The following is a 17,471-nucleotide window of genomic DNA, read 5'->3' as shown; positions in this document are numbered from 1 at the left end:
TCATTTTAATGCCTGGTCAATTTTGTACAACAATAAGCGATAATGGCGTTGCGTATCAGCAGAGCCGGTAGAAGCACTTGCTGCAACCAAGCTGCGGATTTTCTTCAGTTCACCGAAATAAACGTGTTCCATCGGTTCCAACGGAGCCTTTAAATCAACATCATCTTCAAAACCGCTAATTTCCTCCAGACGAGCTGCCTGCATCTCAGCATGCTTATTATTAAAACATCCCATAAACTCTTCCGAGATAATGCCGAAACGCTCACGCGAAGCAGCCTTCAACCATTCAGGAATTTCAATAATACCATACATATCCGTAATGCCTTTACGAGTCGCATTTTTAGCAACTCCAGTTACAGATCCTTCTATCAATTTTGTCAAATAATTCATCTGCAAACGCATCTCCGTATCTGTCAAAGTTTTACCAGCACGTGTTGGTGCCCATACAAAACGTTCGATATCTGCCAGATATTCTTTTTGAGTATAAGGAGCGGATGTTGCCTTGTTCGAGCAGATAGAAACAGCACCACAACGGGATAAAATACCATCAATAATCGCATTCTCCATTTGCATAGCTACAGAAGTACGAATAGGGAACTCTTTCAAGGTCTCATCCGCCTCCAACCAAGAAAGATCCTTCAACTCATTCAGCAAAAAATTCAATGCTTTTTTCTGTTGTTCTTTCGACACAGTCTGATAACTCGGACGTTGATCTCCATCATAACGCTCATTCAGGTAAATACCTCCGATATCTGCTAACACGAAGCTTAAATAGCGTACATATCCGTAGACAATCTCATCATATAAAGCAGTACGGAACTCAAAATCCTTATCTTTGTCTGCTACCCATTCATTAATATGTTTCAGGATATATTGCAGATTACGACGTCCATACTCTGAAGCTTTCACAGGATCATCCCCTAAATCTTCTTCTACGGAACTCGGGTCAAAGCGACGTTTAAACTGCTGCTTACCATAACGATACTTAGGATCACCCGATTTCTCACTGATCCATTTGTCCAGTATAGGAATTTCTTCTTCAGATGTTTTCGCTTCAAATATCGGTTTATACAACCAAGAGATCGCATAATAATCATAAGCACCAAGTTCAGGAGGTGTCATACGTACTCCTTTCTCCTTATCACCCGGCTGTGCTATATAGTTATTACGTGCATAATCCATGATAGAATAGGTTGTTCCATATTCCTGAGTAAACTTCGGATCACGCAACGACTCTACAGGAATGGAAGAAGAACCCGCCATATTGTGCATCAGGGACAAAGTATGCCCTACTTCATGAGAAAGTACGTAAGCGATACAGTCTCCCAACAAATCTTCACGCAACACTACATCACGAACTTCTTTATCTGCCGGGGCAGTCTGCAAGAAACGCCAGTATTGAACCAACTGCACAATATTATGATATACCGTTACTGATGCGTTTATAATCTCTCCCGAGCGAGGGTCAATCCAAGAAGGTCCCATTGCGTTAGCTACTGTAGAAGGGGCATAACGGATACAAGAATATTTGATGTTTTCCGGATCAAAGTTAGGATCGTCTTTAGGAAAATCCTTTGCTATAATCGCATTCTTAAAGCCAATCTTCTCAAATGCTTTCTGCCATACCTCAACTCCTTTATGGATATATTTATTCCAACTCAACGGAAATGCATCATCAATATAGAAAATAATAGGTTTTTTAGGCTCTACCAACTCTCCACGCAGATATGCGGCAGAATCCGATGGTTCCAGATTCCAACGATGAGCAATATGGCGAGTACGCAATCCGCGTCCTTCGGAAGCAAACTCAACAATAGAGTGTTCGAAAATACCAATACGCGGATCGGCATAACGATGACGCATCGGCTTTTCCGGCAACAAGATAAAGCTACGGTTCATCACAGCCGAGAAAGGCATGTTTTTTACTGCATAACTTCCTTTAGCTCCTACACTTACTTTATAAGTCAGCAAGGAACGAACACTGATATTGTCTTCGAAGCCTTTGATGCCTTGTATAAAAGAACTTTCCTTTTCAAAATTCTTATCAACGCTCCCTCCCATCATTTCTATCAATGAATAAGGAGAGAAAGGAGAAAGCATTTTCTTATCACTCAACAGATAGCTGGTCATATCAAATACAACCGCGGTACTGTCATTATTGTAAGCCTTTATCTCAAAAGTTTCGGCGATAGCCGGCATTGTACTACTCTGCAGACGTTTTTTAATCTCACGATCGTCCGAGAATTGCCCTGCCTGCACACGACGCAATGTAATCGTTGAATCACGCTGCACGAAACGAATCAAGAAAGGATCACTAGACTTCTCTCCTACACATCCAAACTGATTGTCCGTTGTTTCTGCAATTGTAGATCCCAACAGGATATCACGATTGAGCACTTTGAGCGGCAACTCAAAATAAACTTTGTTATCAAACTGATGAAGAGTGATGAAACCTTTTGCCGTCGTGACTTTCTTACCCTTAAACAGCTTATCATACTTGGTTTCTTTTTTCTCTTTCTTTTTTTGTCGTAGCTTCTGTTGAAGCTTTTTTCTTGCTTTTCTTCTTGGCTACAGCGGGAGTAATCATAGCCCCGCATAATGCAACCAAAAGAAGTAAATAGATTTTTTTGTACATTACTATATATTTCCTTTAAGTGTTTTCCTTTTTCATATTTGACAATTTTACCAGGAATCACGAGTTGCCTTCCGTTTGAAAAGCACTTGCACAATTTTGCCTAAACTTTCTTGTTTAAACAACACTTTTTTATCACTATCCCCATTTTTAATCACCTCTTCTAATACCGACTTACTTAAATCCAGCACATAAAAGTCTCCATTTTCCAATCCTACTCCAGCGTGTCCTTCGTATGCACCACCTCCGGTGTCAATTCCTGTTATCGGTGCGTTAAATGTAGCAAACTTTACCAATTTTTTACCTGCATCGCCTTCAAAATAGTATAAATAAAGGATATTATCGCTACTAAATAACAAGTATGGACGATCTGTTTGTTGATAATAGCAAAGTGAATACACGTTTTTCTTACCTGCACCTATCAATCCGTCAAAAGGGACTTCATCTTGACTATTAAAATAAGCACCTGGAGGATAAGAACCACCTGTATAATCATCCACCTCAAAATCTTGAATATAGTATTTTCCTCCTTTCTCTATAACAGATTTATAACTTAAAGAACCACCCCAATCATAAGGAGATTCTGCAACGCCAATATAATGTACTACACACCCCTCCATATTGTCAAAACGTTCATCCCAAGCTTCTAAAGCAAGTACATTACCTGAATAATTCTTTTCTGTCATGCCACCTCCAATTACAAAAACTTCAGTTTTCAGGTCAGCTATATGTAAATAACGATTAGAATTCTTATCAAATAACAAAGTTCCTCCATGCGTATAAAACTCAGGCGTCTTGGCTATCATAGTTCCATCTACAGGATTGCCTTCATAAAGTAAAGGTCTGTCATCCAAAAAATAATTAGTATTAAATAACTCGTACACATCCTTTACGCGAGTATAAATTTTACCATCCTTCCCTATAGCCATTGAAAGATAGATCATATCATATACACTTTGCGGTTCAAATCCTTGCGGATAACTGGCATTAATGAACATGGCCGGCAATGTTCCTTCTATTTGGTATGAGCTACCGGATACATCCACACAGCCTTGACCTCCTTGTTGAGTAATCCACAACCAGCTTGTATTATCTTCCCCTTCCCATTGAGTAACAAAATGTTGCTCCATAGATAGCGGTTTTCCACCCAATGATGCCCCTTCATTAGAAAGACCAAATACATCTTTAGTAACATCCAATGTGTATTTCCGATCTTCCTCATTTTCTGCTTCCGTACGAGTGGGACGCATATAAGTCAACATCGTTGTCCCATCTTCTTTGGCCGACAAAACCACCCAAGCACTCGAAGCATATGGAGAAATAACCGATATCAATGCTGTACCGAAATAAGTCACACCAGTAATTTCATCCTTTACAGCCAAACGCAAATCCTTATATTGTCCCGGATCGTCCACAATCCAATTCAAATTTCGTTCTGTAGATATCTCCTTCCCACCGAAAGTCCACGAGTAGGTTAATTCATTCGATTCCTTTCCAACTGCGAACTCCAGGTTGGGAGTTATTTCCAATTTATCTCCCATCACGTATTCATTGTTTTCCAATGGGATGTGTATCGTGATATCATTTATCTGCCGATAATCATAGTTTCCCTTATCCTCATAACAAGCCGAGAATAGGCAACATGATAAAATCACCGCTACAAACATTAATTTTATCTTAATCATTTTCGTCTTCATTCTATAAAATTAGTAAATAGGTACGGTCATAGCCTTTCCATCGTCCTCTTTTAAACCATATAGTGCAATGGCATCCTTCAAGCGTAAGGCACATTGGCGTTTTTGCGAAGCATTCATACTACCAAAATCAGCTGCTCCCTCACCACCATATTGTACCAAAGCTCTGTACTTGGCACGTGAATAAGTGCCCAAATAAACGTTCTTCACATCCTTATCCCACCATAATGGCTGACTTTCCACAGCATTGAACACCACTCGAATAGTATCAAAGTTCTGAACACTCCCCGCGAAATAATCGTTTGCCTCAATCTTCAATAGAAGCGAAACATCTTCAGTCAAGTTTTCTGTCTTAATAAGTTTCAACTCCAAATTATCCGTAGCAGAATTTGCTTTAAACACAGGATTCTGAGGGATACTATAATTTTCAGGCAAAGCTGTGGTTTTTTCTTTCACAACACCTATCTTGTAAGGAGCATCCTTCGTAAACGGATCACCTACTAATCCCAAACTAATTTTTACAGTCAATTCATTATCTAACGGATAGTTATTGAAAGAAACCCGAATTGCATTTTCATCTTCTTCAGCATCTTTCAATTGACTAAAATATAAGTATTGCCCACCATAATATGATTCTATCTCATCTTCCGAACAGGAAAACAAACAGCAAGCAAAAAGTAACAACAATATATATGGTTTCATAAATATGTACATAATCATTTTATTCATTAAATATCTTCATTCTCTGGAAGGTCGAATACAAATTTCACATTATCGGACAATGATTTATCATTGAAACGCTTGTATTGAAAATAAAGCTGTCCCTCACCCACAAATTCTTTACGCATCTCTTTCAGTAATTTTCTCCTAAAGTCCTCCATTGAAGAGAAATTAGAAGAACTAGAAATCAGTCCTCTTGCCGAACGAACCTTGTCAACCATCTTCCCCGCCTCTGTGAAATTCCCATTTTGGGCATAATACTCTGCCATAATGTAGTACATTTCACTCAAACGAAGTACCGGAATAACATCATATCCCGTTTCTGATTCCTCTAATAAGTATTTCTTAGAATATTGTAAGCTTCCCAAATTGCTGACCCATACCTTTCCCCGCTGATCCTCACTTGAACCTTCATAAATATCTTCTACATTGAACAAGAATAAGTTATCATTACCACTTGTTACAAAAGGCTTGTAATCATCAAGCAACGTTTCACTATTCACAGAAAAAATCAAATTCGTACAATCCTTCATATCACCACTCAACGTTTCTGTAAATCCAAATAACGTTTTTTTGTTATTAGAAGCTTTTGTTACCTCATCTGCACAATCAAACGCTTTCTTATATTCCTTTTCCCACATATATACTCTTGCTAATAAAGCAGTAACAGCATAATAATTCATACGGAATCCACGAAAAGCAAAGAAAACCTCTTCAGGAAGCTCACCAGCAAGTCCCTTTCCAAACATACGGTATTCTGTTTCCATCCACACCGGATGTTTCTCCACATCACACTTTGCTACCAACTTCTGTGCTTTCAACAAGTCAGCTTCTATTTTTTTCAAAATATCAGCATTAGAATAATATGCAGTACTTATCACCGGATAAGAATCTACGTAAGGAATATAGCTTTTCCCATCATTTACCTCCATAGAAGGAGCAAACATACGAAGAATATCGAAATGAAACAATGCCCGTAATGCTAACGCTTCTCCCCAAACCAAGTCCCTTTCCATCTCATTCTCAACAAAAAGAGCAGGATCAGCTTCACTCACCATACTAATAAGTTTATTACATCCGGCGATGGCATTATAGCTTTCGGTCCATAATCCTGAAATGATCGACTTTACATCGGTATCATCATATTTATATGAAGCTGCTTTAGCATAAACCTCCGTAGCTTTCATCTTCTCTGTCAGATACTGCTGTCCTAATACTTCTATAAAGCCCCAACTCATATTTTTGCCGTAAAGAGTACTTCCCGACAATTGCAAATAAAGCCCATTCAATGCATTGCGGTAACCATCTCCATTGCTATACATATCGTCAGCGTTCACCTCGTTGCTCGGTGATACTTCCAACCAATTACAGCTACTCATCAAAAGCAGAGTAAGCAACGAACATAATATGTTTTTTTTCTTATTTATCATTATTCTAACTTTAACAGTTTCAAATTATAAACTCATTTTAAGTGATATAGCAAAAGAACGAGAATACGGATAATCCAATCCACGTTCAGCACGTACTGTAGACACATGGAAAAGATCGTTACCAGAAAGTTCTAATCGCAACATGCCTAAATGATACTTCTTCAACCAAGAAGAATCAAAATCGTAACCCAATGTAAGTGAATTAAACGTCAGCATATTATAATCCTGTATAAAACGACTAGTAGGACGAGTGGTAGCAACCAATTGAGTCTGCAATGCAGCATACGGTGTACGATCCCCTACATTTTGCCAACGTCCAGTCAGGACCCGACGGTCTACGTTCTGTGATGAAATACGGGCATTCTCAACCTTATCTATCAAAGTACGATTGTAACGCTGTCCACCAAATTCATACAAGAAAGAAGAAAATAAAGTAAAATTCTTCCAACGCAAATTCAACCCAAAAGAACCTTGGGCCTTCGGCTCTTCATTACCTACCACCACTTGATCGGCAGCATGCCAATCGTAAGTGATAGTTCCATCACGTTTCACAAATATCTCCTTGCCATCAGACGGATTAATCCCCAATGAACGTACAGCAAAGATAGAGGTCAGTGAACCACCTTCCACATATTGCAGATGAGTATCCGCATACTCTTGTTTGGTTCGCTCATATGCTTTGTCATAATCTTCATATTTAGCCAAAACCTTGTTATTGTAATCTTTCAGACTATCTGAGATTTTTAAAATTTCATTTTTATTGTGTCCTAAGTTAGCATACAAAGCCACCATCCAGTCCTTGGTATTAAGTAACGTACTTCTAATTTGAACCTCTATCCCCTTATTCATCACCTCTCCGATATTATCCTTATAAGAAGTAAATCCTGTAGAACTAGGTAGTGTAATATTAGTCACCAAGTCTTTTGTCTTTTTACGGTAATAAGAGAAATCCATTTGAAACAGTCCATCAAACATATTCAAATCAACACCAAAGTCCCAGTTTCCTGTCTTTTCCCAACCTAGATTAGAATTCCCCAAAGCAATAAGCGAAGCTCCAAGCCCGGTTTTATACCATCTATCTGTAGTAATACGATACATAGTTTGTGCATCGTAGGGAGAAAAGTTTACCTTACCTGTCACGCCGTAAGTTGTACGAATTTTCAAGCGATCAAGCCATTCCCAATCTTTCAACCTTTTATAGTTATGAATATTCAACCCTACCCCTCCTGAGAAGAAAGGAGCAAAACGATTATCAGATCCAAACTCTGAGTTTCCATCAAAACGGGTAGACACATCAGCAAGATAAATATTATCATACGAATAGTTGAAGGTAGCCAAAGCACCCAACAAGCGGCTCTTCATATCAGACGCAGAGGGATTACCATAAATAGAGTGCGCATATCCCGGCGCAGAGAGTGTTCCTGAAGGGAATCCCCGATAGGATATAGCCAATCCATTACCTGCGCTGGACCTAGCATTCACACCTGCCAGAAAATTAAGATTATTCTTCTTTATACTATGATTATAAGAAATAGTCAAATTTGCATCCCAGCTCAAGCTATTACTAGTTACTACGTCCAATTGTCCGGAAACAACATTATTAAATGCAAGTTTTTCTTCATTTTTTTGCGAACGGGGATCTAAAAAATCATTTGCTTCCGAATTTGACTTCGTAATACTAAACTGCCCCTTCAATAACCAGTGGGGAGTGATATTCCAAAGTAACTCGATATTGTCAATTAACTCCCATGATTTATCATGACTATAACTACCCAAAGTAGCTTCATATAAAGGATTTTCACTCCCGTTTGTGGCATTCCACCCATAAGTCGTTTTCAAATAATTCCCATATTCATCCAAATACTCATCATACGGCAACTTAGAAGTATAATCAGAGAAACTTCCATAAGGAGAGTCTGACGATTTAGTATATGTATAAGATAGATAATTACGCAATTGGAATGCCCCCAATCTATAAGACAACGAAAGCCCGGCTGACATACGATCACGAAAAGATTCCTTCATCACACCTGCATCTTTGTGATAAGAGAGATCAACTCCCCAACGCAGGTCTTCCGTACCACCATCTAAATAGAGACTATGTTTATGATTAAAAACAGTACGTAATGGTTTTGATAACCAATATGTATTCACTCCACGAACTACATTATTCAACTTTTTATTATAAATCTCATCCAATTTATTTTGTTCAGTAATATAATTCTCACTTTTCGGATCAGCCTTAAATAGCTTTGCAGCTACTTCTGTTTCCAACTTTTCGCGTGCATCCATAAGGTTATAATCCGTCAAATCCGGATATTCCAATGTTCCTGTAAAATTATAGTTCACATTAATCTTACCCGGTTTAGGAGTTACAGTGGTAATAATAACCACACCATTCGCAGCACGTGAACCATACATTGCCGTAGCAGCAGCATCTTTCAAGATAGTAATACTCTCAATACGACTCGGATCCATATCGTACAACTTTTGCACAGAGATCTCAAATCCATCCATAATGAAGGTAGGAAGATTCGGATTATTTTCCAAAGATGACTTAGAAAGACTTTCCGCATCCAGCTCGGTTGTTCCAATACCGGAACGGCCACGAATATACAATTCTGGCACTTTATTCGGATCTGAACCGGCCAGATTATTTTCTGCAATACGAAAAGAAGGATCAAATACCTGCAGAGCCCCCAATACATTGGTTTTTGACACTGACATTAATTGATCTGCAGAAACAGTCACCGAAGTTCCTGTAAAACTATTCTTACTAATTTTCACATAACCGGTCACCACGACTTCATCCAGCTGCTTTTCGTCCGGCTTCATCACTATTCGCAAAGGTTTATCATTGACAACTTTTATTTCCTGTGCACTCATACCTAAATAAGAGATTGACAATACAGGATTGTACTGATTCGATAAATTAATAGAAAATTTGCCCTGACTGTCTGTTACCGCTGAAGTATTTGTTTTTAGTAACTTGATATGAGCTCCCGGCAAGGGTCCTCCTTCTTCATCTACTACAACTCCGGTTACAGTTTTTTTCTTTTCTTTTGGCTGTTGATATACAATAGTCACAATATTGCCTTCAATCTCGTAAGTATAGCCTGTATTAGCCAATACTTTATCCAAAACTTCAGTAATAGGTTGCCCCTTACTTTGGATCGTGATACGAGACATACTCTTTACTTGCTCAGTGTTATAAATAAAGTTCAAGCCTGTCTGAGCTTTCACTGCATCAAAAAACTCTTTAACTGATGCAGACTTTAAATTAAGGGATACTTTCATTGAATTAGACTGCGCTGTTGCCGATATCGGTGCGAACAACAGAAAAATAATACAGAGAGACATCACAATACGCTCTCTGGCCCTTTTTATTTGCATGGACTCCTCCTTTTTTAGTAAATGTGGTTAATAATTGTTTTATTCTCTTCTAATAATAATAGCTTCGCCTTCAACATCCATTTTCAGATGAGTAACTCTTTGAATTGCTTTTAATATAGGGATTATGGAACCGTAACGATCAAGGTCGCCGGTAAAACGTATCGTCTTTATATCTTCATCTTCAAACATTATCTTCTTATCATACCAACGGGATATCACCTCCATAAGAGTTTCCAAAGAACAATTGTCAAATACAAAACGCCCACTATTCCAAGCTATATAAGGTGATATGTCTACCTTGCTGATTTGAACATCTTGTGTTGCTCCATTTAGTACAGCCAGTTCTCCAGGATGTATCTTATGTTCATCTCCCTGATTAGGAAGGACACTGATAGCCCCTTCCACCAGTACCACTTTCGTGACTCCGGCTACATATGTATTAACATTAAAAGAGGTACCATATTGCTTGACAATCCCATTTGCTGTTATAACCCGAAACGGTCGTTTGTCATCCTTAGCTATTTGAAAATAAGCCTCTCCATCCAAATAAACAGTACGGCTAACAGTGCTAAAATGCGACGGATACTTTAAAGTTGTGTTATAGTTCAAATGAACTTTTGTTCCATCCTCAAAGGTGAGCCAAAATTCACTATCATCATAAGTGACTAATTTATTATTGTCAGTAGCAGCAACTTCTTCATTTTCTGTTTGTGTTTCTTTCACAACCTTGGGGGATAACACCGGCAAAATAGTCGAATCCTGCAATGATTGATTAGTAACCGATTTCAATTCAATTTCTTGCCCACCGGCCAATACAAGGATAGCTTTCTGCTTTCCCATCTTTTCCGACCGTAACATTGCTAATTGATCGTCCTGTACTCTTACAGGTCCGGTATCGGCATTTCGCCACATTCCAACCCAAATGGCTGCACCAATAATCACGGGTATCATAAGGATAGCAGCATATTTCCAAAGCATTCTGCGATGGATTCCACGAACTTGAAAATGTTTTTTCTGAAATTTTTTCCATGCCTGTTCTTCGTCTACCGTTGCAGACAGACGATATCTTTCAGCCAAATCAGTACCATGCATTAAACATTCATAGTTCTTTTTATTTTCCAAAGAACTTTCAATCCAAACCTGCAATCGCTTCCTTTCTTCTTCTGAAAGCCGTCCTAGTAACTGATCATGAATTACAGAATTTATGTTTCTTTTACGTTCCATTATATGTTTTTGCATCATTTATATAAAAGACGACTAAACAGATAAAATGAGGGACAAGTTAAAGCAACTTTTTTTTAAGAAACATCTTTTCTATGGAAGAATAGACAAGAGCAACGCAAAATGATGTGGACCTAATTTTTTCCTAAGAAAAGACATTGCCCGTTTCTTTTGTGTCTTAACGGTCTCAAGAGAAACACAAAGCACGGCTGCTATTTCCTCGTTTTTCTTACCTTCCATATACAACAAAAAAACTTGTCTGCAACGTTCTGGCAAAGAGTCAATAGTCATAAACAGTTGGCGAAAAATCTCCTCAGTGAAGAAACCATCCTCCTCATCATCTCCTATACTGTATGCCTGATGTGATTCTATTATCTTTTGCAAATAATCAAATTCAACATCCTTATGCTTGAGATAATCAATTGAAGCATTCCGAACGGAATTATATAAATAAGCCTTAAATGACACCAATGACTTAAATGACATTTGCTTTTCCCAAATGGTAGAGAACAGCTCCTGTACAATATCTTCTGCAGCTCCAGATTCCCCTGTTATCTGTATTGCATAGCAAACCAATGCCTTATAATAAGTTTTATAAAGCATACGAAAAGCTGTAGCATCCAGTTTATTTATCTGCTCTATGGAAATCTCTTTGCTATCCATTTTGGGTATTTTGTGCCAAAAATACAATTAAATAGCGATATTCCATACTAAATATAATATTAAATTACTCAGAGCATACCTCATGAAATTAATATTTTTTTACACAGAAAGATACAATTCAGATACTAAAATAACAAAAAACGCCCCATCATAATCACTACGACAGGGCGTTTTCATTAGCAACACGATGCTAATATTAACACTAAATTATTAAGAGAGAGATTTATTACTTCTTGTCAGGAGCTACTTCAGGAGTAACCAATTTCTTGATTGATTTCATATTCAGATATAGAAAAGCCAATCGCGGAGGTCCATCCTGAGCTACCAATTCCAAAGAATCAGTTGTCAACTTTCCAATGCGTTCACGTGTTTTATACACTTCTACCTTTCCATCGTCTTCCTTGCTGAAACCTTCGATAATCAAATAACCGTCCTTATCAATCTTCCAAGTCTTTAAATCCAAAGAAGGAATATTAACAGCAGAACATTTCCCGCCTTTTTTAAACTCAAATCCTTTGAGTTCACCAGTAGATTCATAGGTATAAGGATTACACCATTTACCAATAATTTGTTTTTCCACCTTGTCTTGTCCGTAGCTGCTGAATGCAAAGCAAGACAGAGCTATTACTGTAATTAATAGTTTCTTCATTTTTTTATTTTTCTAATAAGTCATATTTTTGATCAATTCCGCGTTCTCTTAGATGAATACCCTCTTTCATCCAACGCGGCTCTTTTGTTCCTTTCAGGTAATAGTCAAAGAACTGCATCATCCGAATGGTCCAATCTTTCTGAGCGGCCTGACTACTAAGGAAATGTCCCTCGCCCTTGTAGTTAAGATGCCATGCCGGACGCTGTAAACGACGCATAGCCAGATAAAGTGCACGACCTTGTTCGTAAGCAACGGCTTCATCCTTATCATTATGCCAAATTAGCAATGGTGTATGTATCTTATCTGCCTCTATGAGAGCCGAACTTGCCAAATACTTATCCTTGGCTTCCCACAATGTCTTTCCCATACGACTTTGCCATTCTTCGTACATGAAATAACGCGGCAAGCCGCTACCATTACGGATTCCCAGATAACCAGTCACCATATCAGTAATAGGAGCTCCGATATTAGCACAAGCGAATATATCTGTCTTTGTCACCAGATAACTGGTTTGAAATCCTGACCAGCTATGCCCTTGCAAACCTATCTTCCCCGGATGTGCTATCCCCTGTTCTATCAAATATTTTGTTCCACTTACCACGGCATCGTAACAACTCTGCCCAGGTGTTCCTATGGTGAAGTGTACATCCGGCATAAATACAACATATCCATTGCTGACAAAATACATCACATCCGCCATTGCACTGCTCAACATAGGAGCATGATAAGTATTCAATCCTCCGGAATGTGTCTCGTAAAACTGCACCAGTACGGGATATTCTTTTTTTGCATCATAATCTTCCGGCAGATAAAGTATTCCCTTATTAGGTTTATTCTCATAATTGGTCCATTCCACTAACTTTGCAGTACCCCATTTGTATTCACTTTGTTGAGGATTAGCATTCGTTATACGAATTGGATCAGAGAAATCAGATTTACTCCACCACAGATCACGAAATTCTGATATATTCTGACGATTCCAGATACAAAACTTCTGATTGTCAGAGAAACGATGAATTGCATAGATATAAGGACCTTCTGCGAGCTTCTTCAAGCGACCTTTCATGTCAAGTAAATAAACACCTTCATCCATTGTGTTTTCATCCCATACGCTGACCATGACCGTCTCGTTCGGTTCGAATACTTCCTTATCAATATTGCTGGTCATTTTACGGATAGATTTCTGATTTTTACGACCATATCCTTTGGTTAAACATTCTGGTTGACTTTCTCCGGTCAAATCTATTTTCCACCAGTCATAAGCGTCATAAATCAGCACATGATTACCATCGGCAGTCCAGCCTGCAATACCATAAGCAGGTGCAGGATTCGGTTTGTCATAAGTCTCCTCGAATACAGGATATCCAATAGCCGTTGAAACATCAGTAACCTCACCCGTTGTTCCGTCAAACTTATTCCACACTTGTGCAACAGGATCATACATTACAGCCCATTTGCCGTTCATCGACCACTTCGGTCTTGTCCGATAACTACGTCCTACTAACCGCTTTTCCCCCGTATGTACATTCACAGAATAGACATCAAATGGTATATCATGATGCCATTCCTTCTGCATATGGTAAGGGGTTTCGTCTGTATAAAGTACATGATGAATCTCTTCCGCACGGTCCGGCACCAACAAATCAGCATAATCCGGAGCTACTTCCGTCACTTTTTTGGAAGCAATATCATAAATATATTTCGAATATTGAGGACGGAAATAATGGCTGCGAGTCTGCAAAGGAGGAACTTCGCATTCATTCCAAGTCCACAATTCCAGTTCGAAACTCTTATCCGGCTTTGCCTCTTCTTTATTTTGCTCCACTTTTTCCTGACAAGGCCGGAGTTCCATCGTCAGAAACGCCTGACTATGCGACAGACTAGCGCGAACAAGTTCCATCCCAGTAGGAAGAACAATGTTTTTACGATCAAATACCAAATCACAGGTATTCTTCTTCAAAGAAAAATTGTACCATAATGAATCTTTCACACAAAACTCTCCTGTCATCCGCTTTGTATTCAAACTGAAAGAAGCCGGTTCCTTCTTTACAGGACTCTGATAAATAGTCTGATAAGGTCCGGCCAGTGGTCCATAGCACAAAGCATTACCCTTCGCTTGTCTGTGTACAAAGACAATAGACCGTCCCTCATTGTACAAAGTATAATAGCCAATACTGTCAATCTGGAAAGCAGTGCCGGTTTTGATATTACGAACCACTAAACGATCAAAAGAAGGAACATGATTGATTGTATCTTTCGGAACGTTTGTTACTGAAACCGAATAAGGAGTCCCATTTACCGGTCGAAAAATTTCTTTATACGCCCATTCGGTCTTTACACCTGAAGGCAACTCCATCAAAATCGTTTTCATATTTCCCACAGAGTCCGCCTTCTGATAAGAAAGAGCCTGATCTGAATTATAAAAATCTATGTTTTCCACATCATCCAACAAAATCTCCTTACGGGTATGTGTATCAAACAAATGCAAAGTCTTTGCCTCTTTGTTTTCAGGATTATATTCCATAGGAGAAATCCGATAGGTTACCCATCGTCCTGTCGGAGAAATATCAGGTGATTCGACACGTTTCCACGACATACAGGCTTCAATATCTAGCGGTTTCTTCTGTGCATGAGCATCGACATTCGGAACAAAACCGATTAACAACCCTACCATTAATCCGATTCCCATTTTTGTCCGCTTCATTTTATCTTCTCCTTTCATCTTTTATCATATCTTTATTCAAATCAACATCACAATCCGCCGAATTGTCGTACAACAACAAACGTGCAAAATGACGCCACATTTTATGCTCAAAAAAGCGCTCGGACTCACCGAAGAATCCATGAGTACATTTCGGCAGCACAAACATATCAAAGTCCTTGTCCGCTTTAATCAAAGCATCTACCAGACGTAAAGTATTGGCCGGATTCACAGTCTGGTCTATGGCACCGGTAAACAACAGCAATCCATGCTTGTAATTCTTCGCCAGTTCCTGATTCGGACGCACACGTACACTATAATCATACGTTTTGCTTTCTACTCCCAAACTGTCTTTAGTCGTTGTCACCTTCTCATCTACACCATAATGAATCTCCACGAAACCTTTATTGTAAATACGATTGTCATGGTTACCAGCCGATGAGACAGCAGCCGAATAAAAGTCCGGATAAGTGCAAATAGCAGCAGCCGACATAAATCCGCCGCCTGAGTGACCGTAAATACCTACCTTGGTAGCATCTATAAACGGATAGCGGGCAGCCAGTTGCTCAATAGCATATTTATCATCCGCCAGCGGATAATCACGCATATTGTTATATCCGTAGGTGTGATAAGCCTTTCCACGCATCGGAGTACCGCCTCTGTGCCCTACGGTAATTACAATAAATCCCAATTGAGCCAAACGGGTATTATAAACATCATTTATTGTAAAACGAGTCGGCACATACTCGAAGAACGGCCCCGGATAAACATTCGAAATGATAGGGTAAACTTTCGTCGAATCAAAATCGGCGGGCTTCCACATCACACCATAAAGGTCGGTTACTCCGTCGGCTGCTTTTACTTTAAAACGTTCCGGAGCTTTCCAGCCCATTTCATAGACAGGTTGCAAGTCTGGTTTCTCCAATGTCATGATTACCTTCCCATTCCGGTTACGAACCACATTTACCGGCTCCTGCGACACAGTAGAATATGAATCTACCAGATAGCGACAGGACGGAGAGATACTGACTTCGTGTGACGCATTCTCCGGCGTCAACAGACGGAGTGCATTCGGACGATCCAAATGAGCTTCATAAAGAATATAGTAATAAGGGTCAATTCCTTTCTCCCGTCCGTAACCATAGAAATACATCTTGCGTCCGATAGTATCAATCTGCGCAACCGGACCGGCTACCCAAGTGCCGTCTGTCAGTTGATTTTTCAGGTTTCCTGTTGCTGTATCATACAGATAATAATGCCCCCAACCGTTACGTTCGGAACGGAACAGGATTTCTTTTCCGTCATTCAGGAAAGAAACATTACGCATCTGATAATCGAGATACGGCTTATTTTCTTCATGAATCACCACACGCACTTTTCCGGTCTCTACATCCACTTCGCAAATATCCGACTGGTTCCATGTACGGTTATAACGTTGGAAGTACAAGCGTTTTCCGTCTTTTGACGCATACAATACATCAATATACTGATCCGGCCAACGATTGATATCCACCTTCTTAACTTCCCGCTTGTCTATATCTCCCAACAGTAATTCATATTGAGTCACGTTTTTATCGCCGGCCAATTCGGCTTTATAAGGAATCAATTCAGGAGAAGGCTTGGATAAAGAATTAATAACCCACAAGTCACGAACCTTTCGGTTGTCTTCACGGACAGCATAGAAACGGTGGCTTCCCGGAATCCAGTGAGCTGATTCGGCTCCGAAACGACCTTCCATCTTACCTTCGTCTTCACGATTGAATGTATAATCCGGCATACCGTCCGTCGTCAATTGAACCGGGATTGTATCCTGTCCCTTTTTCGGGTTTCCAACGAAATACAAATTATCCTTGCTGGCGTAAAGAAAATACAAGCTATCCGGAGAATATTTCATCCAATACGGGTCGCCAGTCTTATAAGTCGGCTTCTCATCAAGTTGCTTCAATTCTTTCGTATGGATATTGTATGTATAAAGTCCACTGTCAAAATCAATACGAATAGTTTCGTTGTCTTCCATAAATGTGAAAGACAAATGCGGATCTGCTGAAGAATAGGCTTTCTTAGTATATACTGCAATTTTGCTCAATAACTCATCCGTATCAAACAACAAGCATTTCTCCTTTTTCTTCGGATTAACATAATAGTATTTCTTCCCTTCACGTGTTGTAAAGGAGTAATAAAAACAATCCGTATCATTGATAAACCTCGGCCTGACTTCTGTAGAATACTTAGCTATAGGGTTCTGCTCCAACAAACGGAACTTTTCCGCTAACTGATAATTCGCTTTTTGTTGTGCACCAGTAAGGTTGCATGATACTAAAGCAACTGCCAAGCACAAACATCTAAAGAGATAGTTTTTCATAAAATC

At 39.2% G+C, this 17,471-nt stretch carries 9 protein-coding genes and 1 pseudogene; all 10 read right to left on the bottom strand.

Going from position 1 to position 17,471, the window contains the following annotated elements; translation table 11 throughout:
* Positions 1-2,587, bottom strand: a pseudogene (locus tag NXV01_RS05085) (zinc-dependent metalloprotease).
* 95 nt (positions 2,588-2,682) lie between these two features.
* Positions 2,683-4,317 (bottom strand): PKD-like family lipoprotein, encoded by a 1,635-nt coding sequence (locus NXV01_RS05080; protein WP_259021840.1) that lies wholly within the window; start codon positions 4,315-4,317, stop codon positions 2,683-2,685.
* 21 nt (positions 4,318-4,338) lie between these two features.
* Positions 4,339-5,028, bottom strand: a complete 690-nt coding sequence (locus NXV01_RS05075) for a DUF4843 domain-containing protein (protein WP_195649674.1) — start codon at positions 5,026-5,028, stop codon at positions 4,339-4,341.
* A gap of 26 nt (positions 5,029-5,054) precedes the next feature.
* A complete protein-coding gene (locus NXV01_RS05070; protein ID WP_195649673.1) occupies positions 5,055-6,476 on the bottom strand; it encodes a RagB/SusD family nutrient uptake outer membrane protein in 1,422 nt (473 codons plus the stop codon).
* Positions 6,477-6,500: 24 nt separating this feature from the next.
* Complete coding sequence (locus NXV01_RS05065; RefSeq protein ID WP_195649672.1) at positions 6,501-9,869, bottom strand: SusC/RagA family TonB-linked outer membrane protein; 3,369 nt, start codon at positions 9,867-9,869, stop codon at positions 6,501-6,503.
* A gap of 39 nt (positions 9,870-9,908) precedes the next feature.
* Positions 9,909-11,093: a FecR family protein gene (locus NXV01_RS05060; protein WP_258978939.1), complete on the bottom strand. Its 1,185-nt coding sequence runs from the start codon at positions 11,091-11,093 to the stop codon at positions 9,909-9,911.
* 90 nt (positions 11,094-11,183) lie between these two features.
* A complete protein-coding gene (locus NXV01_RS05055; protein ID WP_148367846.1) occupies positions 11,184-11,753 on the bottom strand; it encodes an RNA polymerase sigma-70 factor in 570 nt (189 codons plus the stop codon).
* Between the two features lie 226 nt (positions 11,754-11,979).
* Positions 11,980-12,402, bottom strand: coding sequence for a lipocalin family protein (locus NXV01_RS05050; RefSeq protein ID WP_148367845.1), 423 nt, complete (start codon positions 12,400-12,402; stop codon positions 11,980-11,982).
* 4 nt (positions 12,403-12,406) lie between these two features.
* Entirely contained in the window at positions 12,407-15,124 is a 2,718-nt protein-coding gene (locus NXV01_RS05045) for a prolyl oligopeptidase family serine peptidase (protein ID WP_259021839.1), read from the bottom strand.
* On the bottom strand, positions 15,108-17,465 hold the full coding sequence (locus NXV01_RS05040; RefSeq protein ID WP_259021838.1) for a DPP IV N-terminal domain-containing protein: 2,358 nt from the start codon (positions 17,463-17,465) through the stop codon (positions 15,108-15,110). The genes NXV01_RS05045 and NXV01_RS05040 overlap by 17 nt, the downstream gene beginning before the upstream one ends.
* Positions 17,466-17,471: the final 6 nt, after the last annotated feature.

The sequence above is a fragment of the Bacteroides sp. BFG-606 genome, from assembly GCF_024788145.1.
Classification (GTDB): domain Bacteria; phylum Bacteroidota; class Bacteroidia; order Bacteroidales; family Bacteroidaceae; genus Bacteroides; species Bacteroides vicugnae.
The sequence above is the reverse complement of the archived record's forward strand: the minus strand, read 5'-3'. Positions and strand labels throughout refer to the sequence as shown.

Coding starts and splice junctions, on each gene's coding strand:
- NXV01_RS05080 (WP_259021840.1), bottom strand. CDS start 4,317: ATGATTAAGATAAAATTAATGTTTGTAGCGGTGATTTTATCATGTTGC.
- NXV01_RS05075 (WP_195649674.1), bottom strand. CDS start 5,028: ATGAAACCATATATATTGTTGTTACTTTTTGCTTGCTGTTTGTTTTCC.
- NXV01_RS05070 (WP_195649673.1), bottom strand. CDS start 6,476: ATGATAAATAAGAAAAAAAACATATTATGTTCGTTGCTTACTCTGCTT.
- NXV01_RS05065 (WP_195649672.1), bottom strand. CDS start 9,869: ATGCAAATAAAAAGGGCCAGAGAGCGTATTGTGATGTCTCTCTGTATT.
- NXV01_RS05060 (WP_258978939.1), bottom strand. CDS start 11,093: ATGGAACGTAAAAGAAACATAAATTCTGTAATTCATGATCAGTTACTA.
- NXV01_RS05055 (WP_148367846.1), bottom strand. CDS start 11,753: ATGGATAGCAAAGAGATTTCCATAGAGCAGATAAATAAACTGGATGCT.
- NXV01_RS05050 (WP_148367845.1), bottom strand. CDS start 12,402: ATGAAGAAACTATTAATTACAGTAATAGCTCTGTCTTGCTTTGCATTC.
- NXV01_RS05045 (WP_259021839.1), bottom strand. CDS start 15,124: ATGAAAGGAGAAGATAAAATGAAGCGGACAAAAATGGGAATCGGATTA.
- NXV01_RS05040 (WP_259021838.1), bottom strand. CDS start 17,465: ATGAAAAACTATCTCTTTAGATGTTTGTGCTTGGCAGTTGCTTTAGTA.